This window comes from Marinobacter sediminum (assembly GCF_016820575.1).
In the GTDB taxonomy this organism is placed as follows: domain Bacteria; phylum Pseudomonadota; class Gammaproteobacteria; order Pseudomonadales; family Oleiphilaceae; genus Marinobacter; species Marinobacter sediminum.
This window is the reverse complement of sequence record NZ_JAEMQH010000001.1, coordinates 243,796-267,190: the sequence shown is the minus strand read 5'-3', so window position 1 is coordinate 267,190 and position 23,395 is coordinate 243,796. Positions and strand designations below refer to the sequence as shown.

24 protein-coding genes are annotated in these 23,395 nt (G+C 59.9%); 7 read left to right on the top strand and 17 right to left on the bottom strand.

Features of this window, described 5'->3' with window-relative positions; all coding sequences use genetic code 11:
- The first annotated feature begins 33 nt into the window (after positions 1–33).
- From FGO67_RS01255 to FGO67_RS01245, 3 genes are read left to right on the top strand one after another with little or no spacing between them, the layout of a single operon-like run.
- Positions 34–777, top strand: a complete 744-nt coding sequence (locus FGO67_RS01255) for an ABC transporter ATP-binding protein (protein ID WP_203298930.1) — start codon at positions 34–36, stop codon at positions 775–777.
- On the top strand, positions 777–3,062 hold the full coding sequence (locus FGO67_RS01250) for an FtsX-like permease family protein (protein WP_203298929.1): 2,286 nt from the start codon (positions 777–779) through the stop codon (positions 3,060–3,062). The genes FGO67_RS01255 and FGO67_RS01250 overlap by 1 nt, the downstream gene beginning before the upstream one ends.
- Positions 3,059–4,180: a lipocalin-like domain-containing protein gene (locus tag FGO67_RS01245; RefSeq protein ID WP_203298928.1), complete on the top strand. Its 1,122-nt coding sequence runs from the start codon at positions 3,059–3,061 to the stop codon at positions 4,178–4,180. Before FGO67_RS01250 ends, FGO67_RS01245 begins: the two co-directional genes overlap by 4 nt.
- A 5-nt stretch (positions 4,181–4,185) precedes the next feature.
- Here the strand turns inward: FGO67_RS01245 and FGO67_RS01240 are convergent, their stop codons facing one another.
- The 13 genes from FGO67_RS01240 to FGO67_RS01180 all read right to left on the bottom strand — a co-directional run bounded on the left by FGO67_RS01240 (position 4,186) and on the right by FGO67_RS01180 (position 15,525).
- Positions 4,186–4,911, bottom strand: coding sequence for a proteasome-type protease (locus FGO67_RS01240; protein WP_203298927.1), 726 nt, complete (start codon positions 4,909–4,911; stop codon positions 4,186–4,188).
- A gap of 93 nt (positions 4,912–5,004) precedes the next feature.
- A complete protein-coding gene (locus FGO67_RS01235; RefSeq protein ID WP_203298926.1) occupies positions 5,005–5,790 on the bottom strand; it encodes a transglutaminase family protein in 786 nt (261 codons plus the stop codon).
- A complete protein-coding gene (locus tag FGO67_RS01230) occupies positions 5,787–6,725 on the bottom strand; it encodes an alpha-E domain-containing protein (protein WP_203298925.1) in 939 nt (312 codons plus the stop codon). Before FGO67_RS01230 ends, FGO67_RS01235 begins: the two co-directional genes overlap by 4 nt.
- Positions 6,719–8,152: a circularly permuted type 2 ATP-grasp protein gene (locus tag FGO67_RS01225; protein WP_203298924.1), complete on the bottom strand. Its 1,434-nt coding sequence runs from the start codon at positions 8,150–8,152 to the stop codon at positions 6,719–6,721. Before FGO67_RS01225 ends, FGO67_RS01230 begins: the two co-directional genes overlap by 7 nt.
- Positions 8,153–8,354: 202 nt before the next feature.
- On the bottom strand, positions 8,355–9,563 hold the full coding sequence (locus tag FGO67_RS01220; protein ID WP_203298923.1) for an ammonium transporter: 1,209 nt from the start codon (positions 9,561–9,563) through the stop codon (positions 8,355–8,357).
- A gap of 224 nt (positions 9,564–9,787) precedes the next feature.
- Entirely contained in the window at positions 9,788–10,738 is a 951-nt protein-coding gene (locus FGO67_RS01215) for a flagellar motor protein MotB (RefSeq protein ID WP_203298922.1), read from the bottom strand.
- 3 nt (positions 10,739–10,741) lie between these two features.
- A complete protein-coding gene (locus FGO67_RS01210) occupies positions 10,742–11,518 on the bottom strand; it encodes a MotA/TolQ/ExbB proton channel family protein (protein ID WP_203298921.1) in 777 nt (258 codons plus the stop codon).
- A 65-nt stretch (positions 11,519–11,583) separates the two neighbouring features.
- On the bottom strand, positions 11,584–12,003 hold the full coding sequence (locus tag FGO67_RS01205; protein WP_203298920.1) for a YkvA family protein: 420 nt from the start codon (positions 12,001–12,003) through the stop codon (positions 11,584–11,586).
- Between the two features lie 78 nt (positions 12,004–12,081).
- Positions 12,082–12,339, bottom strand: coding sequence for a TIGR03643 family protein (locus FGO67_RS01200; RefSeq protein ID WP_203298919.1), 258 nt, complete (start codon positions 12,337–12,339; stop codon positions 12,082–12,084).
- A 56-nt stretch (positions 12,340–12,395) separates the two neighbouring features.
- Positions 12,396–13,019 carry a tRNA-uridine aminocarboxypropyltransferase gene (locus tag FGO67_RS01195; protein WP_338039519.1) on the bottom strand — a complete coding sequence of 208 codons (624 nt, stop codon included), beginning with the start codon at positions 13,017–13,019 and terminating at the stop codon, positions 12,396–12,398.
- On the bottom strand, positions 13,013–13,510 hold the full coding sequence (locus tag FGO67_RS01190) for a DUF6231 family protein (RefSeq protein ID WP_203298918.1): 498 nt from the start codon (positions 13,508–13,510) through the stop codon (positions 13,013–13,015). The genes FGO67_RS01195 and FGO67_RS01190 overlap by 7 nt, the downstream gene beginning before the upstream one ends.
- The gene (locus tag FGO67_RS01185) at positions 13,507–14,832 is read right to left on the bottom strand and encodes a DASH family cryptochrome (RefSeq protein WP_203298917.1); all 1,326 of its coding nucleotides are present in this window, start codon (positions 14,830–14,832) and stop codon (positions 13,507–13,509) included. Before FGO67_RS01185 ends, FGO67_RS01190 begins: the two co-directional genes overlap by 4 nt.
- Before the next feature lie 105 nt (positions 14,833–14,937).
- Positions 14,938–15,525 (bottom strand): TetR/AcrR family transcriptional regulator, encoded by a 588-nt coding sequence (locus FGO67_RS01180; RefSeq protein WP_203298916.1) that lies wholly within the window; start codon positions 15,523–15,525, stop codon positions 14,938–14,940.
- Positions 15,526–15,612: 87 nt separating this feature from the next.
- Between FGO67_RS01180 and FGO67_RS01175 the strand changes: the two genes are divergently transcribed.
- Positions 15,613–16,725 (top strand): S-(hydroxymethyl)glutathione dehydrogenase/class III alcohol dehydrogenase, encoded by a 1,113-nt coding sequence (locus FGO67_RS01175; RefSeq protein WP_203298915.1) that lies wholly within the window; start codon positions 15,613–15,615, stop codon positions 16,723–16,725.
- A gap of 42 nt (positions 16,726–16,767) precedes the next feature.
- Here FGO67_RS01175 and FGO67_RS01170 read toward each other — a convergent pair whose 3' ends face one another.
- Both FGO67_RS01170 and FGO67_RS01165 read right to left on the bottom strand, forming a co-directional pair.
- On the bottom strand, positions 16,768–17,814 hold the full coding sequence (locus tag FGO67_RS01170) for a peptidoglycan -binding protein (protein WP_203298914.1): 1,047 nt from the start codon (positions 17,812–17,814) through the stop codon (positions 16,768–16,770).
- Positions 17,811–18,539: a MotA/TolQ/ExbB proton channel family protein gene (locus tag FGO67_RS01165; protein WP_203298913.1), complete on the bottom strand. Its 729-nt coding sequence runs from the start codon at positions 18,537–18,539 to the stop codon at positions 17,811–17,813. Before FGO67_RS01165 ends, FGO67_RS01170 begins: the two co-directional genes overlap by 4 nt.
- A gap of 94 nt (positions 18,540–18,633) precedes the next feature.
- On the opposite strand from FGO67_RS01165, the gene FGO67_RS01160 reads away from it, so the two are divergent.
- On the top strand, positions 18,634–19,095 hold the full coding sequence (locus FGO67_RS01160) for an acyl-CoA thioesterase (RefSeq protein WP_203298912.1): 462 nt from the start codon (positions 18,634–18,636) through the stop codon (positions 19,093–19,095).
- Here FGO67_RS01160 and FGO67_RS01155 read toward each other — a convergent pair whose 3' ends face one another.
- Positions 19,096–19,779 (bottom strand): type 1 glutamine amidotransferase domain-containing protein, encoded by a 684-nt coding sequence (locus tag FGO67_RS01155; protein ID WP_203298911.1) that lies wholly within the window; start codon positions 19,777–19,779, stop codon positions 19,096–19,098. It abuts the gene before it with no gap.
- 255 nt (positions 19,780–20,034) lie between these two features.
- On the opposite strand from FGO67_RS01155, the gene FGO67_RS01150 reads away from it, so the two are divergent.
- A complete protein-coding gene (locus FGO67_RS01150) occupies positions 20,035–21,417 on the top strand; it encodes a ribonuclease J (RefSeq protein WP_203298910.1) in 1,383 nt (460 codons plus the stop codon).
- Between the two features lie 96 nt (positions 21,418–21,513).
- A complete protein-coding gene (locus tag FGO67_RS01145; protein ID WP_203298909.1) occupies positions 21,514–21,945 on the top strand; it encodes a hotdog fold thioesterase in 432 nt (143 codons plus the stop codon).
- Here FGO67_RS01145 and FGO67_RS01140 read toward each other — a convergent pair.
- Positions 21,942–23,306 carry a cyclic di-GMP phosphodiesterase gene (locus FGO67_RS01140; protein WP_203298908.1) on the bottom strand — a complete coding sequence of 455 codons (1,365 nt, stop codon included), beginning with the start codon at positions 23,304–23,306 and terminating at the stop codon, positions 21,942–21,944. The two genes, FGO67_RS01145 and FGO67_RS01140, sit on opposite strands and share 4 nt — an antisense overlap.
- Positions 23,307–23,395 lie beyond the last annotated feature (89 nt).

Here is a 23,395-nt window from a genome sequence, read left to right as displayed (position 1 = left end):
GGGATAGGAATTGACGAGTAAAGGCAGATTTCGATGGAACAAGCTTTGCTGAGGGTTCACGGACTGGCCAAGGGTTTTCAGAGCGGCAGCGAGCAGATCCCTGTGCTGGCGAACCTGGCCTTAACCTTGAACCAGGGACAGTCCATGGCGTTAATGGGCCGGTCCGGATCCGGTAAAAGCACCCTGTTGAATCTGTTGTGCGGCCTTGAACACCCAGACGCCGGCGTGATCGATATCGACGGGCAACGCTTTGACGGCGGCCAGGCCTCTGACCGACGAGCACAGGCCCGGCGCTGGGCAGATCTCCGGCGCCAGCGCATCGGTGTGGTGTTCCAAGAAGCCAACCTGATGCCAGCCATGTCGTTGCTCGACAACGTTCGGTTGAGGGCTCGGCTGGCTGGTCGGGACGATCAGGGCTGTTTGGCCTGGCTCGAACGCCTGGGCATCGGAGCCCTGGGCGACCGGTTTCCGGATCAGGTCTCGGGTGGCCAGCGCCAGCGTGCGGCCCTGGCCATGGTGTTTGCCATGCAGGCGTCCCTGATCCTGGCGGATGAACCGACCGGCAGCCTGGACCGGCACACTGCCGATGACGTCGCCGATGAACTGTTTCGGCTCCAGGCCGACCACGATTGCGCCCTGATTCTAGCCACCCACGACGCCGAACTGGCGGCCCGCTGCGGCCAGCGCCTGGATCTGGCGCACCCGTCCAGCTCCTCTTCGCCTTCTACATCCTCCATGCGTTCTACTCGCTCCGCGCCTGCAGACCGGCAGCAGTGATGACACTGTTTGCGGCAGTGTTCAGTCATTACCGGCGTCACCCGCTGCAGCTGCTCGCCCTGGCGACCATGATTGTGGTCGCCACCATGCTGTGGACCGGGGTTAGTCATCTCACCTATCAGGCCAGGGCCAGTCTCGGTCAAAGTGAGCAGGCGGTGGCGGAGCGGCGGAAAGTGGTTCGCTTGGACGGGCAGTCGGTTGCGGTGGCGGATTTCGTGACCCTGCGCCGGGCCGGAGTCTGCGTCATGCCCTGGCTTGAGGTGCAGCGCCCGAATGCACAGGGCCGGGTGGTGGGCGTAGACGGGTTAGCGGCAAGCTGTTTTGCCGGGGCCGGCGAATCCGCGCAAGCCTGGAACCAGCCCCTGAACGGCAAGCCCTTCCTGGATATTCGCGATGCCGCAGCCTTGACTGCCGGCCCTGACGATCGGTCAGCCGAATTGACGCTGCTGGCGGCGGAGCAGGTCAGCCAGGCGGCCTTGCCCGCAGGCTATCGCCTGGCCCGTTTCAGCCTTGGCCCCGACACCGGTGAGCTGGGTGAGAGTTTCCTGCTGAACCTGGATGCCCTTGGGGTGCTGGTGCTGTTGATCACCGCTTTGCTGCTGCGCAGCGTGTATCAATTAGGGCTGGCCCAACGCCGGGACAGTTTCGCTCTGTTGCACCGGTTCGGCGTGTCGCCGGTGTCGGTTAATCGCTTGCTGGTGCTTGAAATGGCCCTGCTGGCGGGGCTCTGTGTGATACCGGGTGTGGCGTTGGGCCGGTTGCTCGCCGGGCTGCTGGGCAGCGGATTCGGTCAGGCCCTGGACAATCTGTTCGATGCGCCGCTGTACGCCGGTCAGGCGGCGAGCTGGCTATCGTCGGTTTTGACCATGATGGCGGTGGTGATGGTGGTCTGCCTGATTGATCTGATCCGGCCGGTTTCGCGAGCGCCGGTAACGCTCCTGGCCGGGCAGCGACGCACCCTGGCCCTGGCGGTTCTGCTGTTCGGGGTGGTGCTGGCTTTGGTGGCGTCGTCGCTGGTGCTGGTGTTTGTAGCCGTTGCCCTGGTATTCGTCGGCGCCGGGCTGCTGGCCCCAGTTCTGATGTCCGGCCTGGCCCGACGCCTTGCCCGGGCTGCGCCGGACCCGCTTAAACGCTGGCACTTCGCCGAATTTGGAGTTCTGGCCCGGCGCCTGGCATTGCCGCTGGTGGCACTGCAGTTTGCGCTGGCCATGGTGTTGGCGATGCAGGCACTGGTAACGGTGTTTGAGGCCACCTTTGATGAGTGGCTGTCTCAGCGGCTGGCGGCGGACTTTTTTGTCGAAGTGCCTGCGGGGGCGGAGAGCGGCCTCGCCGTCGATTGGCTGGCGAACGAGCCTCAGCTGGCCGCAAGCGGAGACTGGCAGCGGGTGGTGCGGGGCAAGGCGGAGCTGAGGGTGTCGGAGTCAGAGCCGGGACAGGGTGTCGACCTGCTAGCCGTGGCGCCTGTAGGTCGGCTGCTGACCCAGTGGCGCCTGCAGGCAGCTTCAGACCAACCCTGGCAGGCCTTCGCCCGGGGCGAGGGCGTCATGATCAATGAACAGCTTGCGCGTCGGCGTCAACTGGCTGTGGATGGGCCGCTGACACTAACGGTAGCCGGTGAAACCCTGTCATTGCCGGTTCTGGCCATCTATCCCGACTATGGTCGCCCGGCTGGCGAGGTGTTGCTTAACGCCGGGCTTTTGCCGGCGGCGTTCAAACCCGGATTTGAGAGCCTGTCGATCAATCCGGGCAATCTGGACATAGCGACCGTGGTATCAGGGCTGCAGCGGGTATGGCAGGTGGAGACGGTGACAGTGCGGGATAACGAGCGCATTCGGGAGCTGGCGGATACCGTGTTCGACCAGACGTTCCTGCTGACCCGGGCGATGACGGTGCTGACCCTGATTCTGGCGGCCGCTGCATTGCTGATCATGGGCTGGGTGTTCTTCTCAACCCGGGTCTGGTACTACCGGTTATTGGCGGTGTGGGGCTTGCGCGACAGGGAGGTGGCCGGCCAGATGGTGCGCCTTGCCGTCAGCCTGACTATTGGCATTGCAGTGCTGGCGCTACCGTTGGGTATCTGGCTGACCTGGGTGCTGGTGCACCGGATCAACCCGTTGGCCTTTGGCTGGTCTTTGCCGATGGCAGTGTATCCGGCGTTCTGGGTAGAGCTGATCGGGCTCAGCCTGGTGGTTGGCCTGAGCATCGCCGCGCTGATGCGTCGTCAGCTGCAACAGCCGGCCACGATGCCGGCATCCGCCAGTAGCCTGGCTGGAGGTGAACGATGACATCTTGTGTGCGTTCGATTCACTTTCCGGTCTTTTTTCGGGTATTGGCGTCATTCTTGTGGCTTTTTCTGGTTGCCGGCTGTTCTAGGGAGTCCGAGGACAGCGGCTTCGCGGGGCTTGCCGAGTCCCAACAGACCGATACCGACGTGCCTTTCTTGCAGCCGGGCCCGGGCGACCGGCTCAAATTCCCAGAGGATTTCGGGCCCCACCCCCAGCACCGCATCGAATGGTGGTACCTGACTGCCAATCTCGAAAACCAGGCGGGTGAGCCGCTGGGCCTGCAATGGACGCAATTTCGCCAGGCATTGACCCCGAGGCGGGCGGATGCGACACCGCCGGCTCCGTCCCAGTGGCCGTTGCAGGCGGCGTGGATGGCTCACGGTGCACTCAGCTGGCGTGGCCAGCATCATTTCGCCGAGCGCCTGGCCCGGGCCGATGTTGGTCACGCCGGCGCCACGGCACAACCGTTCGAGGTCTGGCTTGATGACTGGAGGCTTAGCCGTACAGGCGAGTCCGGCCGATGGCGATTGCAGGTGTCGGCGGATAACTGGTCCTACGATCTGTTCCTGCGGCTGAACGGCCCGCCGGTGGCGCACGGTGATCAGGGCTTCAGCGCCAAGTCGGCCAGTGGTGAGGGTTCGATGTATTTCAGTCTGGTGGATATCGCCATAGCCGGTAAGGTCACCATCGACGGCGAAATCCAGAAGGTCCGCGGCAAGGGCTGGTTTGATCGGGAGTGGAGCAGTCAGTTGCTGAAAACCGGGCAGCAGGGGTGGGACTGGTTTGCCCTGCACCTGGATTCCGGCAACAAGCTGATGACGTTCCGGTTACGGGAGGACGGCGGTGCGTTCACCTCAGGTACCTGGATTACGGGTGAAGGTGAGGCGGTTTCGCTGAGTGCCGACGATCTGATACTGACTCCCGACGCGGACGCCGAGGCAACGCCAACCCGCTGGCGGCTGCAGGTGCCCCGTTACGGTGTCGATCTTGATATTGCTGCGCCGCCCGGCGATTACCGTAATGAGGGCCAGTACCCGTACTGGGAAAGTCCGGTCAGCGTCAGTGGTAGTCACTCGGGGGAGGGCTACATGGAGCTCACCGGGTATGACGCGAAGTAAGCCGTTCAGCTGGTCGTTGGGGGTTCCAGACTGGCGAACAGCTCCTGGATGCCGCTGTGCCACTGCTGTCTCAGGCTGTGGAAGTATTCACACTGCTCCTCAACCCGCTCCATCAGGCAAGGCTTGAGGGCGTCTTTGCGATAGATCGCAACGTCCAGGGGCATGCCCACTGACAGGTTGCTCTTCATGGTGGAGTCAAATGAGATCAGGGCGCACTGATAAGCCCGGTCCAGTGGTGTCCGGTAGTTCACGATCCGGTCGAGGATCGGTTTGCCGTACTTGGACTCGCCAATCTGGAAGTAAGGTGTTTCTTCGGTTGCCTCAATGAAGTTGCCTTCCGGGTAGACGTTGAACAGGCGCGGTGCTTCGCCTTTGATCTGTCCCCCGAGAATCAGCGAACAGCTGAAATCCACATGGCTCAGCTTGCCGTCCGGGTTATCCCGGCGGATCACTTCGCGCATGGTCTGGCCCACGATTTCGGCGGTCTCAAACATGGTAGCGGTGTTGAGCACGTTGGTGGTGTCTGTGCCGGCGCGGCGCTCCAGCAGGCTGATCACACTCTGACTGGTGGCCAGGTTGCCGGCGGACAGCAACACCAGCTCACGTTCGCCCGGCTTTTCGAACACATGCATCTTACGGAATGTCGAGATCTGGTCGAAACCGGCATTGGTCCGGGAATCCGACGCAAACACCAGCCCGTCGGCCAGTCGCATCGCTACGCAATAAGTCATAAAGCCCTCCTGCCAGGCTCCAATAATGCGCGTAGTCTAAAACGAATTCAGCCGGAACGTGAGCGCTTTATTGTGCGTTTTTTGGCAGTTTTGTTACTGCGCTTGCGCGGCCTCGGTCACCCAGGCCCGGGTTTGCATGTGCTCGGTTCCACCGCCGTTGCGCATGCCGCGAACGGGCGCCACATCCAGGTAGTCCAGGCCGACCGCCAGTTTCAGGTGGCTTTCGGCCACGTTCAGGGTGTTGACCACATCGAAGGTCTGCCAGTTACTGCCCAGCCAGACTTCGGCCCAGGCATGGGTGGCCACGTGGTCATCACTGACCGAATGAATGTAGCCACTGACATAGCGAGCCGGCACGCCGATATAACGACAACAGGCGATGAAGATATGGGTATGGTCCTGGCACACACCAGCACCGAGCTTGAAGGCCTCCGCCGCGGTGTGGGTCACTTTGGTGACTCCCGGGGTAAACGCGATGTGTTCGCGTAGATGCTTCATCAGGCGAAGCAGGCTGCGTTTGTTGGGCGAGTACTGTTCGGCGAACGCCTTCAGATCATCGTCCACCTCGGTCAGCGGCGTGTCGCACAGAAACACCTCGGGTGGAAACGGGGAGTCGTCCTTGGTCAGGGGTTTACCGGTCAGGTCGACAATGCCTTCGGCGACCAGTGTGATGCTGGGAAACGCCTTCTTCAGGGTCATCACCGTTACCGGGTTGCCATAACCGTCGATCATCTCGCTAGTTTCGCCCGGGGTGTCCAGGTGCCACTCGTGGATACGCTGCTGGGGCGTGTTCCGGGGCGTCAGCCGGATGTACTGGATGCTGTTGCGTACCGGCGATTCGTAGGTGTAGGTCGTCTCGTGACGAATATGCAGTCTCATTGGTGCCACCCCATGTAGTCTTTCTGAATTTGACCGGCAATGCGCTGAATCCTTGCCAGGAAATCCACGAGGTAGTCATGCAGGCCACGTTCCTCGATGTAGGCGGTATCACCGAAACGGATGTTGGCATAGAGGCTTGAGGCCATGCGCCGTGCTCTCTGAGCGGAACCACTTTCAACCCGCTCTAGCAGGCCGGCAATTTCCTCCAGGCAGCTGTGCAGGGACCGCGGCAGTTCATGGGAGAGAATCAGCAATTCCGCAACACTGGTGGGGTCCAGGCTGTGCCCGTAGGTGTTCTGGTAAGCTTCGAACGCCGCCAGGGAATTCAGCAGGGCGGTCCACTCGAAGAAGGACTGAGTGGCCTGCTCCTCCATCGCCTTTGTTGCCATGACGTGGCGAATATCCAGCACCCGCGCGGTGGTATCCGCGCGCTCGATGATCGTGCCCAGGCGCAGGAAGTGGAAGGCATCGTTGCGCAGCAGGGTGCCATAGGCGGCGCCCCGGAACATGTGCGAGCGTTCGCGAATCCAGTCGAATACGGAGCTGGCGTTGGATTCGGTGACGCCCTCTTGCTGCAGTACTTTCAGGTCCAGCCAGGCCCGGTTGATGGTTTCCCAGACATCGGCCGACAGGTTGCCCCGGACATGGAGCGCGTTGTCCCGGGCGTTTCGAATGTAGTTAAAGACGCTGGCCGGGTGCTGATCATCCAGCAACAGGAAGTCGATCAGGTTCTGGGGCGTGATCTCTTCATGGTGTTGGAAGAACTCATCGTAGGTGCCAGAGACCAGCAGCGGCACGGAGAGTTGTTCGGTGCGGTCTTCCGGAACGTCGATCAGGGCCATGTTCAAACTGACATCCAGTTGTCTGGCCTGGCTTTCTGCCCGCTCCAGATAACGGGCCATCCAAAACAGGCTGGAGGCTGCGCGGCTCAGCATAAGTCGTCCTCCAGTACCCAAGTGTCTTTGGTGCCACCGCCCTGAGAGGAGTTCACTACCAGTGAGCCCTTTTTCAGGGCCACGCGGGTCAGCCCGCCGGGGACCATCTGAATCTTCTTGCCGGACAGCACGAAGGGCCGGAGATCCAGGTGCCGGGGTGCCACACCCTCGTCCACGAAGGTGGGACAGGTGGACAGGCTGAGTGTCGGTTGGGCAATGTAATCTTCGGGGTGTGCCTTGAGCAGACCGCGGAAGGTTTCCAGCTCTTTCTTGCTGGCCTTGGGCCCGATCAGCATGCCGTAGCCGCCGGCACCCTGAGCTTCTTTAACGACCAGTTCCGGCAGGTGGTCCAGCACGTATTGCAGGTCTTTCTTCTTGCGGCACTGCCAGGTTGGCACATTCTTCAGAATGGGTTCTTCGCTGAGATAGAAGCGGATCATGTCCGGCACATACGGGTAGATCGACTTGTCGTCCGCAATCCCCGTGCCCATGGCGTTGGCCAGGACCACGTTACCGGTTCGGTAGGCGGCATAAAGCCCGGGCACGCCCAGCATTGAACTTGGGTTGCCGGCCAGCGGGTCGAGGAAATCGTCGTCGACGCGGCGGTAGATAACATCCACCTGTTGCGGGCCTACGGTGGTTTTCATGTAGACCTTGTTCTGGTGCACGAACAGGTCGGCGCCTTCTACCAGCTCCACGCCCATCTGTCGCGCCAGGAAGGCGTGCTCGAAATAGGCACTGTTGAACCGGCCTGGGGTGAGCACAGCCACCGTTGGGTTAGCCTTTAATGAAGCGGCGCGCAGGGTTTCGCCCAGCAGATTGGGGTAGTGCTCCACCGGAGCCACCGGTGAGTGGGCAAACAATTCGGGGAACAGCCGCATCATCATCCGGCGATTCTCCAGCATGTACGAGACCCCGCTGGGGCACCGAAGATTGTCCTCCAGCACGTAAAAATCGCCATCGTTGTTGCGGATAAGATCGATTCCGGCGATGTGGGAGTACAGGTTCCTCGGCAGCTTCAGGTTTTGCATGCCGGGCTGGTACTGGCTGTTGGCAAATACCTGCTCGGCACTGATTACGCCAGCTTTCACGATTTCATAGTTGTGGTAGATGTCGTGCAGAAAGCGGTTCAGCGCTGTTACTCGCTGGCGTAAACCGGCCTGAAGTTTGTGCCAGTCGCTGGCGGAAATAATCCGGGGGATCAGGTCAAACGGGATCAGTCGGTCGGCGCCCTGGTCCTCACCGTAGACGTTAAAAGTGATGCCCAAACGCTGGAACAACACATCGGCTTCCCGGCGTTTTTCCGCAATCAGGTTTTCATCCGATTCGAGCAACCATTTTTCCAGCATACGGCAATGGGGCCGTACTCGATTGTCCTTATCGAACAGTTCATCAAACAGACCTGCGTCCGGTGTCTCAATCAGCATGATTCCGTTCGTCTCCTTGGAGGGTGCCGGTGAAATCGGCACTCACTACGGTAATAGGTAGCAAAAGGCGGGCCAGTGGCTAGGTTGTTGATGTCGTGCCCTGTCTTACAGCAAAGGAGAGGACGGCCGTTCTGTCAATTCAGGGCTAGAACGAAAACAGGCGGCCAAACGGCCGCCTGTTTCATTTTGGTACCCAGCTGCCCTATTCGACGGAGGTTGCACCAATACGGTGAATACTGACGTCCGCGCCGTTGAACTCTTCTTCCTCGGTTAGGCGCAGGCCGGAGATGGCATTGATGACGCCGTACACAATCAGGCCGCCCACGAAGGCTACCAGGACACCGGCTACGGAACCGATGATCTGCGACATCAGGCTGACTCCGCCCAGGCCGCCGAAGGCTTCCTGGCCGAAAATGCCGCAGGCAATCGCACCCCAGACACCGCAGACGCCATGCAGAGGCCAGACACCCAGCACATCGTCCAGGCGCTCAATCTTGGCCTGGGCCCATTCGAACAGGTAAACGAAGATGGCGCCGGCAACACCGCCGGTGATCAGTGCACCCACCGGGTGCATCAGGTCCGAGCCGGCACAGACCGCCACCAGGCCGGCCAGCGGTCCGTTGTGGATGAAGCCCGGGTCCTTGCGACCCACCAACATGGCCACCAGGATGCCACCGACCATAGCCATCAGGCTGTTGACGGCCACCAAGCCACTGATGCCGTCGAGGGTTTGCGCGGACATCACATTGAAGCCGAACCAGCCGACGGTCAGAATCCAGGCGCCCAGCGCCAGGAACGGAATGTTGGACGGAGCGAAGGCGACCACTCGGCCGTTGCGGTAGCGGCCGTTACGAGCGCCGAGCAGCAGAACCGCGGCCAGGGCAATCCAGCCACCTACAGCATGCACCACAACGGAGCCTGCGAAGTCGTGGAAGGATGCACCAAACTGGCTCTCAAGCCAGGCCTGGAAACCGTAGTTGCCGTTCCAGATCAGGCCCTCGAAAAACGGGTACACCAAGGCGACGATGAGAGCGGAGGCGATCAGCATCGGGTAGAACTTCGCGCGCTCGGCGATGCCGCCGGACACGATAGCGGGAATGGCTGCCGCGAAGGTCATCAGGAAGAAGAACTTGACCAGTTCGTAGCCGTTGCTGGCGGTCAGTTCGGCCGCACCGGACATGAAGTGGCTGCCGTAGGCGATGTAGTAGCCCACGAAGAAGTAGGCCACGGCAGAGACGCCGAAATCGGTCATGATCTTGACCAGGGCGTTAACCTGGTTCTTGTGCCGCACGGTGCCCACTTCGAGGAAGGCAAAGCCGGCGTGCATGGCCAGTACCATGATGGCACCGATAAGGATGAACAGCGTGTTAGCGCTCTCAGTCAGGGTGTGTACTGCACTCGTGATGTCCACGGGTTTTCGCTCCTGAGTTGTTTTGTTGGCCTCGGTCGGGCTTGTTATGCATTGGTCGGGTGCATAGAAGCAAGAGACGTTCCAAAACGATGCAAAATCAGGAGCGTTAGTCAGTTGTGGTGGAATTGGATGGGAAGTCCGATGCCCAATGGTGAATTACTGCACTAAAGAGGTGCGCATATGTCGGATTTGCACTGAAATGGGCAGCCAGAAGGTGTGGGCGATTACCAGGTGATGTCGTTATTCGGGTTGTCGTCTTCCAGCAGGATCTCAGGGGTCGGTTCTGCTTCGAAATCGATCACTGCTTCCTGATCGAGAGCGCCCGACTCCACCAGCTCCCGGAGCTCAATTTCCTGTTCCTTCAGCGGCCCTGACAGGTCAATGATGATTTCCACCCGACGGTTTTTGGCGCGGCTTTCAGCGGTGTCGTTGCTGACCCGAGGTTTGGTGTCGGCCAACCCCTTGACTGCCAGTCGCGTGGGCTCAACCTCTTCAACCGCCAACAGCGCATTGGCGACGGCTGCCGCCCGGGCTGCAGACAAGTCCCAGTTGCTGTAGAACCGCGAGGTACGAATGGGGATGTCGTCGGTGTGCCCCTCCACCGTCAGTTTGCCCGGAATCTCGGCGAGCACGCCGGCCATGTCCAATAGCAGAGTCTCAAAGTCCCAGGTGAGGTCGGCGGACCCGGATGGGAACGAGCCTTTTTCCTCAATACGGATCACGATCCTGCGCTGATCTTCGTCCTGAGCTACGTTGATGCGCCCATCTTCAATGGCCTCGTTCAGCACCTCAAGGATGTTTTGGGTGCTCTGGTCCAGTTGCTCTTGGGTGGCTGCTTCAATGGCTTGTTCGGTTGGGCTTTTGAGGGTCTGCAGCTCGGGCTTCTTGTCAGTCGTAGTCTGCTTGACCTCGTTCACTACGGTGGGCTCGGGCGGTGCCGGAGAGAATTTGTCGAAGATCGGGCTGGTGCCCATGGGGATGTCCAGAGCAGGGACGTCGCGCTGAACCCCGAACGCCTTCGACAGCTCACCGGCAATCTGCTTGAACTTCATGGCGTCGATTTCGGAGAACGACAGCAGCAACACGAAGAAGCACATCAACAGTGACATCAGGTCGGCGAAGGTGACAACCCAGGCCGGGATGCCCGGTTTTTCCTCTTCTGGCAATTCGTCCATGACTTACCCGTTGGCTGGTTCAGGCTCGCCGGCTTTGGCGCGCTCTTTGGGCGACAGATAGCTGGACAGCAGCTGTTCGATGATTCGCGGGTTGGTGCCTTCCTGAATGGCCTTCAGGGCATCGATGTACAGGGATTGCATGCGCGCCTCTTCGGTCATGCGCAAAGACAGTTTGTCGGCAATGGGTGACGCAATCATGGTGGCCAGCATGGCGCCGTAGAGGGTGGTTAGCAGGGCAACCGCCATGGCCGGGCCAATGGATTTTGGGTCTTCCATATTCGACAGCATCTGCACCAGGCCAATCAAGGTGCCAATCATGCCCATGGCCGGTCCAACATCGGCCAGCGCAGTGAACACCTTGGCGCCGGAACGGTTGTGCTCCAGCGTCATTACCCGCTCTTTGCTCAATAGTTGCTGGATCGTGTCGCCGTCCTGGCCATCCACCAGCATCTGGATACCTTGTGCGAGAAAAGGTGAGTCAACGTCCCGGCCTTCCAGGCCCAGTACCCCCTCTTTGCGGGCAACCTGGGCAACGTCGACAAGTTCCTCAATGGCCGCCTGGGTTTCAGGCAACTTGAACTTAAAGGCTCGAGCAGCGGCGCCAAAGGCGCCGAGGAACTGGCCGAAACTGAATTTGGCCAAAACCACCAGGGCGCTGCCACCGATCACAATCAGCAGGGAGGGACCGTTTACAAAGACATCCGGTGAAACACCGAGAATAACCGCGGAAGCGATGAGCACTATGGCGCCGACAAGGCCAATCAGGGTGGCGAAATCCACGTCGTCTCCAGAGAATTAAGCGAAGGAAGGAACCTGTGAAAGAGTACGTCCCGTTTCTGTCTCAATCAATTCGAATGTGTAAATTTGTTTTGCGAGCCCTGGTGTTCTTTCCAGGCCGCGTAGCGGTGCAGGTCCGATTCCACCAGCTTCAGACACAGCGCGACCACGCCGGCGTCGTCAATAAATCCGAACCCGAGGATCAGGTCGGGGATCACATCCAGCGGGTTGAGAACGTACAGCAGCGCGCCGGCAATGGCCGCAATGGTTTTCCAGGGCACACTGCGGTAGTTGCCGTGCCAATAATCGCGGATCATTGCGAACATAAGCTTGATATCGGCGCTGAAGCGGCTGAGCTTGCCACTGCCTTTCACTTTCTCCTCAATGGCCCGCTGGCGTTCCAGCAGGGTTTCCAGATCGGCGCGATGCACCTTACTGGATTCGGCATTCAGCTGTTTTTCCGCGTTTTTTTCATTAAACAGAGCCATTGCGGCGTGTCCTTTTGCCAGAGGGAGTGCAGTCACCATGATCGCTTAAGCCTGAGTCGGTTGCCAACCATTGCGGTCTTAACGGTGTTTGTATTGGGTAGGGCAATAGCCTCGGTTGACCCCGGCTGGCCGGAGCTGCCGGTGTTTGGTGCGCCGTCCACTCACCCGCTTGCGCCAGAGCCGGAAGCTGGATGGTTTCAGTTGCCGTCGCATCAGGTGAATCACCTCTTTTTCGCCGAGCCCGTACAGGTGCTCGATGGCCTCGAATGGGGTGCGGTCCTCCCACGCCATTTCGATGATTCTGGATAGCTCTGGTGGTGAAAATGTTGATGTCATAAGTCCCCTGCTGGTTCAGCGAATGAGGGGTTTTACGTTGGTCGGTTCAAAGTCGGTCAGCGTTGTTCCGTTTTCTGGTAGCGATTTCGCAATTCCGGCGGGATCTGGGCCAGTTGTTTGTCCACTAACGCGGCCATGGCGGTATGGATCGGCTGAACGTCCAGGCGGGGCTCCAGGGTATGCAGCAGGTAAGCGGCCGCCTCGGAGGTCGACAGATGGTGCTCGGCGGGTGCCTTGCGGACCACATAGTGCGACCCAGGTGGATGCGCGAAGTGGAACCGGGGCAGGGCAGCAATTTGTGGGGTCAGGTGCAGGATCTTGGCGGCCTTGCGCCAGGTTCCGTCCAGCAGCAGCCAGCGCTTGATGGCGCTGGTGTCAGCTTCCTCAAGGGGCTGACTGTCGGAGCCGGGAAACAGCACCGCGGTGCTTTCATTCAAGTCTGCAAGACTCAATCCGGCCTGTCGCAGTTGCTCGGGGGATTCACCCACCACAACCTGCAGCTGGTCCAGGCAACGTTCAAGAATTCTGAGGGTGCCCTTGCTGCGACCCACCTCCGACGGGTGTTGTATGACCGTGATCGGGGTGCCATTGGCCACCGTCTGGCACTGGTCGCACACGCAAATGTTGGCGTGCAGCTGGCAATGCGGGCAGATGGATCGCTGCCGTTGCCGATTTACCACCACGCCTTGCCCCACATTTCGGGGTTGGCCCAGTTGTCGGGGTTGTTCCAGGCGCGTTTGTGGTTGTAGGTGTCGAGGTTGTAGGTGTAGAGCGTAAGGGTACCGGCTTCACCCTGTATTTCGGCGTGGCGGCGAAAGCCCAGACCGATGAAATCCTTGAAGGCCCAATCCGGAGTGTCGCCTACCAGCACGGCAATCTGGTGGGTGCCATAGTTGCGCAATTGGCCCAGCAGCAGGGCGCCCTCGCCGTGCGGCAGGTGCTCCAGGGTATCGGTGATCAGAGCCAGGTCCTGAACCGCGGTTGGCGGAAGTGCCGCATTGGGGTCTCCGGTGTCCAGGCGCCAGATCCGGGCGTCATTCTTGTGGCTTTGCCAGCGTTCGGCCACCTCTTGCGCCACTGCACCGCAGCACACCAGCGTTGCCGGCTGCGTGGTGTCGATGATGCGCGCGAGTACCTCGCGGGCGCTGTCAGTGTTGGTTGATGCGGTCATAGAATTGGCCAATCTGCTGCGTCTACCGTGTGTAAGCCCACCGGCTGCTCGGCGTGGCCATCCCAACGATCCACAAACGTACCGACGGGATCGTACTGTTTGGCCTGCTTGTCGAGATTGAACTGCCGCAACCCGCGTGGATCGGCGCCCACGCCAGCCAGGTATTGCCAGTTGCCGTAGTTGCTCGCAACATCATAGTCGATCAGCTGCTGTTCGAACCATGCCGCACCGTAGCGCCAGTCCAGTTCCAACTCGTTGACGAAACAGCTGGCCACCAGTTGCCGGGCCCGGTTGCTCATGTAGCCGGTTTCCCGGAGCTGGTTCATGGCAGCGTTCACCAGGGGATACTCGGTATTACCCTGACACCAGGCCATGAACCGGTGCCCGTAAAAGGTTGCCGGCCGCTTCTTGCGCTGCACTCCGTCCCGGCGGAACAGGTTGGCGCCGTGTTTCAAAGCGTACCAATAGTAATACTCTCGCCAAAGCAGCTCGAACCAGAGCCAGTAAGTCGACTCGTTGCTGGTCTCGGTGCGCTCGTATTCGGTGATGCTCTCCGCCACTTCCCGCACCGACAGGCAGCCATTGGCCAGCCAGGGTGAGAATTTTGAGGATGAGTCCCACTTGTCGAGTTCGTTCCGAGTCTCTTTATACTGGGCGATGCCGTGGTCGACAAACAGGAACTGCTTCAGCTGCGCCAGCCCCCTGTCTTCGCCACCCCGGAACGGCAGCGGATGCTGTGGGGTGGCGATGGCGGGGCAGTCGCCGCGGTTGTCCTCCGGGAAGCCCGGAGGTGGCGGAAGTGAGGTCAGGGTGCGAATGCGCAGCCGCTCGGAACAGCGATCACCGGTTTTCTCCACCTGTTTGCGGAACTGCGAAAAGGTGTCCGGCAGTTCGCTCAAGGCCATCGGCAGCGAGCCTTCGGTGAACAGACTCAGGGTCTCGAATTGCTGAAACAAGGTGTTGGGCAGTTGCTCCTTGAGACGCTGCCACTGGCCGGCTTCCTGGGTGCCGGGCTGGCGGGAACGGATGATGCGCGCTATGCGGTGCTCATGGGCGAGCTGGGGCAGAACCGACTCCGGTTCACCGTAGGCAATGTGCAGGCGCTGCCCCAGCTCCCGCAAGCTGCGCTCAAGCGCCATCAGGCTTTGCCAAAGGAAACGCCAGCGATGGGTGCCCATAGCACGGGACTGCAGGGGGCCGGGGGCAAACCAGCGTGGGTCCACCACGTAGACGCAGAGCAGGACATCGGATTTCGACGCGGCCAACAGGGCCGCGTTATCGTGCAGGCGTAAGTCCCGGGTGAACCAGTACAGTGTGTGCAAGTCGGTGCGCTCCTATCCAAACATCACGCCAGCCAAAGGGCAGGCCAGGCTTCAGGTGCTGAAATGTACGCCCTTCATCCGGCAAGAGATTATTGCCCGGGTGGATTAGGCAATGCCCAGGCACTGTTTGAAGAACACGCGTACGAATCGCTCCAGAGGCTCCGTGGATTTGACCACTTTCGATCGGAGGATCGCGCCTTCCCAACCGGAAAGCAGCAGGCTGGCTGCATCCGAAGCGTTGATGGAGGAATCGATGGCACCGGCCGCCTGGCCTTCGGCGATGCAGCGCTCGAAACGCTGTTCCCAGCCAGAGAACACCCGGTTCAGGCGCAGGCGAAAGGTTTCGTTCTGGCCGGCCAGCTCCTGGCCCAGGTTGCCGATCAGGCAGCCGCTGGTGTATTGGCAGTTGGCCATGGACTCAAAGCCGGTATCAAAGTAGGCCCGCAGACGATCAACACAGGAACGGCTGGTATCGGTAAGAATCCGATCCAGCGTCGTGTCGTATTCCTGTGCGAAGGTGTCGATGACGGCCAGGCCGAAATCGTTCTTGCTGCTAAAGTAATGGTAGAACGAGCCTTTGGGCACGCCCGCCGCGGTCAATATGGCATTGAGGCCGGTGGCACTGAAGCCTTTCTGGCCGATCAGCTCGGCGCCGGTCTGAATAATGTGATTGCGAGTGTCGTTCGATTGCATGGATGATAGATTAGACCGGTCGTCTAGAGTGAGTCAAACCAGGCACATCCAAGATATTCATTACCACCCCTTTAAAGGAGTTTGCCCGTGATTAAATCCCGCGCCGCCGTCGCGTTCGAGGCCAACAAGCCGCTCGAGATCGTCGAAGTCGATGTTGCCCCGCCCCAGCAGGGCGAAGTTCTGGTTCGCATTGTCGCCACCGGGGTCTGCCACACCGACGCCTACACGCTGTCTGGTGCCGACCCCGAAGGCCTGTTCCCGACCATCCTTGGCCATGAAGGCGGTGGCATCGTGGAAGCGGTTGGCCCCGGCGTAAGCGACCTGGAGGTGGGCGACCACGTCATTCCGCTGTATACCGCCGAGTGCGGCGAGTGCAAATTCTGCACCTCTGGGAAGACCAACCTGTGCGGCGCCGTTCGTGCTACCCAGGGTAAGGGCGTGATGCCCGACGGCACCTCTCGATTCTCTTATAACGGTGAGCCGCTCTACCACTACATGGGCTGCTCCACTTTCTCCGAATACACGGTGCTGCCGGAAGTGTCGCTGGCCAAGATTCCCAAAGAAGCGCCACTCGATAAGGTCTGCCTGTTGGGTTGTGGCGTGACCACCGGCATTGGCGCCGTGCTGAACACCGCCAAGGTGGAAGAGGGCGCCACCGTCGCTATCTTCGGACTCGGTGGCATCGGCTTGGCGGCCATCATCGGCGCTACCATGGCGAAAGCCAGCCGAATCATCGCTATCGACATCAACCCCGGCAAGTTCGACATTGCCAAACAGTTGGGCGCTACCGATGTGGTTAATCCCAAGGACTACGACAAGCCGATCCAGGAAGTGATCGTTGAGATGACCGACGGTGGTGTTGATTACTCGTTCGAGTGTGTCGGCAATGTTCAGCTGATGCGTTCGGCGCTGGAGTGCTGTCACAAGGGCTGGGGCGAATCCATCATCATCGGCGTAGCCGGTGCCGGCGAAGAAATCAGCACCCGCCCGTTCCAGCTGGTGACCGGACGAGTCTGGAAGGGCTCTGCCTTTGGTGGCGTGAAGGGTCGGACCGAACTGCCGGGCTATGTGGAAAAGGCCGAGAAGGGCGAGATCCCGCTGGACGTGTTCATCACTCACGAGATGCCGCTGGAAGACATCAATAAGGCCTTTGACCTGATGCACGAAGGCAAGAGCATTCGTACCGTCATTCACTTCTAAGCCGCGTCGATCGGGGCGGGGCCGCACTCGCCCCGATCACTGCTAGCGATCGGTCAGCTTAATCTCGATGCGCCGGTTCTTTTGCAGCGCGTCCGGAGTGGTGCCGCTGGCAACCGGGAAGAACTCGCCAAAGCCGGCGGCTACCATGCGCCTCTCCGGCACCCCCTGAGCAGCCAGATAACGCACCACCGCCACCGCCCGTGCCGTGGATAGCTCCCAGTTTGAGGGGAATTGCGGGGTGTTGATCGGAATCAGGTCGGTATGGCCGTCAATTCGAAGGATCCAGTCAATGTCGCCGGGAATGGAGGCGACCACATCGAGTAGGACTTCCGCGAGTTTGTCCAATTCACGCTTGCCCTCTTCGCCCAATTGCGCTGAACCGGAGGCAAACAGCAACTCCGACGGCAGCAGGAAGCGGTCACCCACCACCCGGATGTTTTCGTTGGTGGCCAGGATGTCCCGCAACCGGGAGAAGAATTCAGACTGGTACTGTTCCAGCTGATTGACTCGCTCCGCCAGCAAGGTATTCAGCCGCCGGCTAACATCTTCCAACTCATCTTCCTTCTCTGCGGTTTCCTCTTTCTGCAGCTTCAAGGCCGCGGTGATTTGCCGTAACTGTGCCTGCAGGGAGGCGATCTGGTTCGACAGCCGAAGGATCATCGCCTGTTGGCTGGCGGAGAGCTGATCCTGCTCTTCCAGTTCCTCGTTCATGCTGGCCAGGCGCGCGGCCCGGGCTTCAGCATCTGCCGATTGCTGCATCAGCTGGTTCCGGGAAGCGTCCAGGCGCGTCTGCAGGTCTTCGTTGCGGGCCAGGGAATCGCTGTAGTCGTCTTGCACCGCCGCCATTTGCTGCTCCAGGGCTTCGGTCTTGCTCTGCTCCAGCCCTAGCAGCTGGGAGATTTCATTCAAGCGCTGGTTCAGGCGGGCCAGTTCCGTGTTGCGATCGGATAGGGTTTGCGACAGGTACAGCTGGCTCACGACATAGACCAGCAGCATAAAGATCACCAGCATCAGCAGGGCCGACAGGGCATCGACGTACCCGGGCCAGACGTTGGTGGCACTGCGGCTGCGGCGCTTGGATCCGATCATGACTGCACGTTGTCTTCGTCCACGATGTCCACCAGATTGGTGACACCGGTGAGCCACTCCTCAAGGCCGTCATAAAACCGGTTCTGGGCATGACCGGCCTGAATGTCCAGGAAGCCCAGAATCAGCGAGCCACCCAAGCCCAGCAGCGACGAACTAAAGGCCGTGCCCATGCCCTGCAGCGGGGTTAGCAGGCCGGCCTGAAGATCGGCAAAGACCTTGCCGAAATCGCCCTGGCCCATATCGAGGTTGGTGATGACCTCGCCCACGGCATTGATGGTGCCGAGCAAGCCCCAGAAGGTGCCCAGCAGGCCCAGAAACACCAGCAGGCTGATGAAGTAGCGGGTGATTTCCCGCTGTTCGTCCATGCGCGAGTGGATGCCATCAAGCACCGTGCGTAGGGACAGGGTGGAGAGTTTGAACCGGTCCCGCTTGGATTCTTCGCCCAGTTGCCGGGCCAGGGGTTTCAGTAACCGGGGTTCCTGCAGCACCGACAGCCCCGAGTGCCCGGTGCGGAACTGGGAGATCCAGCGCATTTCCGGGAACAGCACGAACACCTGTCGGTAGGTCAGCCCTATACCAACAATCAGCACGCCCACGATCAGTAGATTGAAGACCCAATTCGCCATGAACGCGGTCATCAGGGGTTTGTGGATGAGCACGCCGACGATCAGGACAACCGCCAGGAACAACGTCATCCAGAAAAGGGTGTGTTTGGGATTGCTCATGGAATTGGTCAGCCGTATGGGACATTCCTAAAAAAGCTAGCACAGATTATGAGATCCTGTGGCTGACATTGCCGGGGATTAATTGAGGAGTCCTATGCCAGATCAACTGCCATTCCGTTTCCGATTCCGCGTGCGCTACGGCGAGTGCGACGCCCAAGGCGTGGTTTTCAACGCCCGTTACGCGGATTTTGTCGACATCGCTGTCAACGAATACATCCGCACGCTGTTTGGTAATTACCAGAGCCTGCTGGATCAGGACCTGGATATTCAGGTGGTCAGCCTGACGGTGAATTGGAAAGCACCGGCAAAGTTTGACGACGTGCTGGAGGCCCGCATCCGGGCAGGGCGGATCGGCAATACTTCGTTCACCCTGCATCTGGAGTTCTATCGGTTTGGTGAGGAGCAACTGATTGCGGATGCCGACATCACCTATGTGATGATTCAGCCTTCGAAAATGGCCAAAGTGTCAGTGCCGGGGGCGGTCAGGGAGTTGCTGGAGGCGGGAGCGCCCGGCGTGCTGATTAGCCACGCCGGGGAGCAAGTACAAGAGGGCTGATTAGCCTTCCTGCAGGGCCTGGATCACCGCCTTGGCGGTGCCTTCCGAGGAGGGCGGGTTCTGACCGGTGATCAGCTTGCCGTCTACTACGATGTGTGGCGTGAAGTCGTCACCGCAGGTGTAGGTGCCTGTTTTTTCCTTCAGCATGTCTTCCAGCAGGAACGGCACAACGTTGGTCAGACCAACCACCTCTTCCTCGCTGTTGCTGAAGCCAGTCACGTTGCGGCCGCCAACAATGTTCTGACCCGGCTTCACTTCCACATTCCGGAACACGGCCGGGGCATGGCACACCGCGCCAATTACCTTATCCTGTTCGTAGGCGGTCTTGATCACCTCAATGGATTTCTGGTCGTTGACCAGATCCCACAGCGGGCCATGGCCACCGGGATAGAACACGGCGTCAAAGTCATTCATGTCCACGTCCGCCAGCTTCTTGGTGCTGGCCAGTGATTCCTTGGCATGAGCGTCGGCCTGGAATCGACGAGTGGTTTCGGTCAGTGCGTCTTCGCCCTCGCTGTTGGGATCAACCGGTGGCTGACCACCTTTCGGAGACGCAAGGGTGATGTCGGCACCGGCGTCCCGGAAAACATAGTAGGGCGCGGTAAACTCTTCGAGCCAGAAGCCCGTTTTATGACCGGTATCGCCCATCTGGTCGTGGGAAGTCAGAACCATCAAAATCTTCATAGTGTGTCCGTCCTTTTATCGACGAATGAATGGCAAATCTCAACTGCGCCTGGTATCGAGTTGGAGCCTAAAGAAACATTTTCAACCGGGGTTACGTGGATTAGAACAGGACAGATCTGCCCGGGGCTATTCTCAGTACATTGCGGTAGACTGCAGATTCGACATATCGAGTGTTTAAGGAGGGGGGCAGAATGGGCGTTTTGAAACCGCTCCTACTTGCGATGCTCGCGCTACTTACTTGGATAAATTCGCTCAATGACTCCGGACCATAATGACCTCTGGTTCCTGCCGCTCGGCGGAACTGGCGAGATCGGCATGAATCTCAATCTTTACGGTCACGATGGCCAATGGCTGATGGTGGACTGTGGTGTGACCTTCCCCAAGCCTGGCCGGGTGTCGGCGGATGGCACGGTGCACCACCGTGGCGAGCCTCCGGTTCAGATGGCCGACCCGGCTTTTATTGCTGACCGCCGGGAGCAGCTGGCGGGACTGATCATCACCCACGCCCATGAAGATCATGTTGGCGCCGTACCCTATCTGTGGCCTTTGTTGCAGTGCCCAATCTACACCAGTCGGTTCACTGCCGAGATCCTGCGGCGCAAGCTGGCGGAATTTGACCTGGCCCACCGCGTTCCGATCGTTGTGGTGGAGACCGGCGAGCGCCGGCAGATAGGCCCGTTCAACGTTCAGTGGCTGGCCCTGACGCACTCCATTCCAGACCCCAATGCCCTGATGATTCGTACCGGCATCGGCAACATCTTCCACAGCGGCGACTGGAAACTGGACGACCATCCCCTGGTGGGCCATGGCTACTCCCGCGAGACGTTTACCGATCTGGCGAGCGAGGGCGTGGATGCCATGGTCTGCGATTCCACCAATGCCACGGTGGCCGGGCACTCCGTTTCCGAGGCGGCGCTGCACCAGGGGCTGCTGGACGCGGTCCGAGCCGCTCCGGGGCGAGTGGTGGTGACCTGCTTTGGCAGCAACATTGCCCGGCTGCACACCCTTGGCCTGATAGCCCGGGAAACCGGGCGTTACATGGGTCTGCTCGGGCGCTCGCTGATCAACATGAGTGGGGCCGCGCGGGCCGCAGGTATCTGGGATCAGGCTGACAAGCTGATTAACCCATCGCACCTTGGCTACCTGCCGAAGGCTGAGGTTCTGGCCGTGGCCACCGGTAGCCAGGGTGAGCCGCGCACTGCTTTGCGTCGCCTGGCGATGGGCAGTCACCCGGATTTCGAGTTGGAAGCCGGTGATACCGTGATCTTCAGCGCCCGCGCCATTCCCGGAAACGAAGAGGCCATCGAGGCTTTGATCGACCGGCTTCGGGCCATGGGCGTTACCGTGATTACCGCCGAGCAATCGGCCGTGCCGATTCACGCCTCCGGCCACCCGGCCCGGGAAGAGCTTCAGGCCATGTATCAGTGGGTGCGGCCGAAGATCGCCATTCCGGTGCATGGAGAAGGGGAGCACATGGATGCCCATGCCCAACTTGCCAAAGGCGTTGGTGTCTCGAAAGCCCTGGTCGGGCGCAATGGTGACCTGTTCATGATCCGGCCGGTGCCGGGCATGCGCCGGCAGATTGCCGAGACCGGTCGGTTGGGGTGGGCGAAGCAGGAGCTGGTTCGGGTCGAGTGAGCGCCGGAGGAGCAGATTCCGATAGTCGTTCGCATCCTATCTGGCTAGACTGGGGCTCCTACAAACACAATCCCTGTTACAGGAGGCAGTCGTCGAATGGCTATCTGGACCCGCACCCCGAATCTTGAATCGTTCATGGAATCCAGTAAAAACACCGCAGTCGGTCACATGGGGATCGAGTATTTGGAGGTTGGCGACGACTACGTCAAAGGCCGTATGCCGGTGGACGAGCGCACTGTCCAGCCATTTGGCATTCTCCACGGCGGGGCCTCGGTGTTGCTGGCGGAAACCCTCGGCAGCATGGCCGCCAATTGCTGCCTGAAGAATCCGGACACAGTGGCAGTGGGCCTTGATATTAACGCCAACCACCTGCGCCCGGTCAGCAAGGGCTGGGTATACGGCACTGCAACCGCGCTGCACATCGGCAGTACCACTCAGGTTTGGGAAATCCGCCTGGAGAATGAGGAAGGCAAGCCCACCTGCATTTCCAGGCTGACCATGGCGGTCACCAAATTACCGGGCCGCTAGCCGTTCCAGGGCTCGTCTGAGGTCTCCGGAATAGGGGCTGACATGATCAGCCCCTGATCGACAAAGTCCTGCAGCACAATGCCGTAGGTGCCGTCCGGCACTTCTTTGGCAATCTGGTATGTATCACCGGCGTTATCCTTCGGCGCCGTCATCAAGTCCAGGCTCCGGTGGGGCGTTATCTCCAAGTGATCGGCATCGCGCACTATCAGTACCTTGGGCTTGAGCTTATGCTTCGGATGACTCTCAACCACGATCCCGACCTCGCCGTTTAGCATTTCCACGATCGACCCCGGCGGATAGATGCCGATCATCTGGATAAACGCTTCTGCCAGTTCCTTGTCGAACTGGGTGCCCCGGTGTTTATGAATGATATCGAGAGCCTGCATGGAGGCGCGGCCTTTGTCATAAACCCGATTGCTGGTGATGGCGTCGTAGGTGTCGACGAGGCCCACAATCTTGGCAAAGTAGGGGATTTGGTGGGCCTCAAGTCCTCGCGGGTAGCCCTGGCCATCCATCCGCTCGTGATGAGCGAAGGCAACGTCTACTGCGGTAGCCAAGGAGCTGCTGGTGCCCATCAGAATGGTGCGGCCATGGGTAGTATGGCCCCGCATCATGTCGAATTCCGCTGGCGTCAGCGCACCGGGTTTGTTCAGGACAGCATCCGGGATCCGGGTCTTGCCGACGTCGTGCAGCAGGCCGCACAGTGCCAGGGTGCGAATCTCGCCTTCCAGCAGCCCCAGGTGTTTGCCGAAAGCGGCCGACAGAATCGAAACGTTGATGCAGTGTTCGGCGGTGTATTCGTCCTGGTGTTTAATCTTGGTGAGCAGCATCAGGGCGTTTTCATTCCGCAGGACGCTTTCAACGCAGCTGTTCACTACCGCTCGGGCATTATTCAGGTCCAGTGCCCGGCCCACTCGGAGGCCCGACATGATGGATTTTGCGGTTTTCTGGGCATCTTCGAATTTGACGGCAGCAAAAGGCATCTCAGTGCCTACATCGACTTTGTTGATGTAGTTGACACGCCTGCGAGGGGCGACTTTCTTGACCGTTTCTTCCTTCTCGACCGGCTTTTGGGGTGAGCGTTTGAACATGCCAAGAAAGCCCGAGGACGATTTTGGTCGGGTTCCGGATCGGGTCGGGTGCGGCGCGTGTTGTGAGGCTTTTTCCAGCTTGCCTTCGATAAAAACGAACTCACACTGTGCCTGCAGGGAGTGAATCTCCCGGGGATCTTTGATTACGAAGCCCTGGAGGAGAAAGTCCGTTTCCTCCCAGGCCCTGTCCAAACGCACAACGTGCATACCCAGCGCCAGTTCAGAGACGTGGACGCGGGTTTCGACTATTTCTTGGTGAGTTTTGCCCATGGCAAATATCCAGTCATCCTTACTTTATAGCCCTAGTTTGAGGCCAAATGCCTATGTACGGATAGGCAGGATTGCAAAATCTGGTCAAA

Excerpts from the sequence above, each read along its gene's own strand:
- FGO67_RS01140 (WP_203298908.1), bottom strand. The coding sequence starts at position 23,306 with ATGGGCAAAACTCACCAAGAAATAGTCGAAACCCGCGTCCACGTCTCT.
- FGO67_RS01230 (WP_203298925.1), bottom strand. The coding sequence starts at position 6,725 with ATGCTGAGCCGCGCAGCCTCCAGCCTGTTTTGGATGGCCCGTTATCTG.
- FGO67_RS01250 (WP_203298929.1), top strand. The coding sequence starts at position 777 with ATGACACTGTTTGCGGCAGTGTTCAGTCATTACCGGCGTCACCCGCTG.
- FGO67_RS01240 (WP_203298927.1), bottom strand. The coding sequence starts at position 4,911 with ATGACTTATTGCGTAGCGATGCGACTGGCCGACGGGCTGGTGTTTGCG.
- FGO67_RS01225 (WP_203298924.1), bottom strand. The coding sequence starts at position 8,152 with ATGCTGATTGAGACACCGGACGCAGGTCTGTTTGATGAACTGTTCGAT.
- FGO67_RS01190 (WP_203298918.1), bottom strand. The coding sequence starts at position 13,510 with ATGACCGCATCAACCAACACTGACAGCGCCCGCGAGGTACTCGCGCGC.
- FGO67_RS01155 (WP_203298911.1), bottom strand. The coding sequence starts at position 19,779 with ATGAAGATTTTGATGGTTCTGACTTCCCACGACCAGATGGGCGATACC.
- FGO67_RS01180 (WP_203298916.1), bottom strand. The coding sequence starts at position 15,525 with ATGCAATCGAACGACACTCGCAATCACATTATTCAGACCGGCGCCGAG.
- FGO67_RS01150 (WP_203298910.1), top strand. The coding sequence starts at position 20,035 with ATGACTCCGGACCATAATGACCTCTGGTTCCTGCCGCTCGGCGGAACT.
- FGO67_RS01170 (WP_203298914.1), bottom strand. The coding sequence starts at position 17,814 with ATGATCGGATCCAAGCGCCGCAGCCGCAGTGCCACCAACGTCTGGCCC.
- FGO67_RS01235 (WP_203298926.1), bottom strand. The coding sequence starts at position 5,790 with ATGAGACTGCATATTCGTCACGAGACGACCTACACCTACGAATCGCCG.
- FGO67_RS01165 (WP_203298913.1), bottom strand. The coding sequence starts at position 18,539 with ATGAGCAATCCCAAACACACCCTTTTCTGGATGACGTTGTTCCTGGCG.
- FGO67_RS01255 (WP_203298930.1), top strand. The coding sequence starts at position 34 with ATGGAACAAGCTTTGCTGAGGGTTCACGGACTGGCCAAGGGTTTTCAG.
- FGO67_RS01215 (WP_203298922.1), bottom strand. The coding sequence starts at position 10,738 with ATGGACGAATTGCCAGAAGAGGAAAAACCGGGCATCCCGGCCTGGGTT.
- FGO67_RS01160 (WP_203298912.1), top strand. The coding sequence starts at position 18,634 with ATGCCAGATCAACTGCCATTCCGTTTCCGATTCCGCGTGCGCTACGGC.
- FGO67_RS01245 (WP_203298928.1), top strand. The coding sequence starts at position 3,059 with ATGACATCTTGTGTGCGTTCGATTCACTTTCCGGTCTTTTTTCGGGTA.
- FGO67_RS01145 (WP_203298909.1), top strand. The coding sequence starts at position 21,514 with ATGGCTATCTGGACCCGCACCCCGAATCTTGAATCGTTCATGGAATCC.
- FGO67_RS01200 (WP_203298919.1), bottom strand. The coding sequence starts at position 12,339 with ATGACATCAACATTTTCACCACCAGAGCTATCCAGAATCATCGAAATG.
- FGO67_RS01205 (WP_203298920.1), bottom strand. The coding sequence starts at position 12,003 with ATGGCTCTGTTTAATGAAAAAAACGCGGAAAAACAGCTGAATGCCGAA.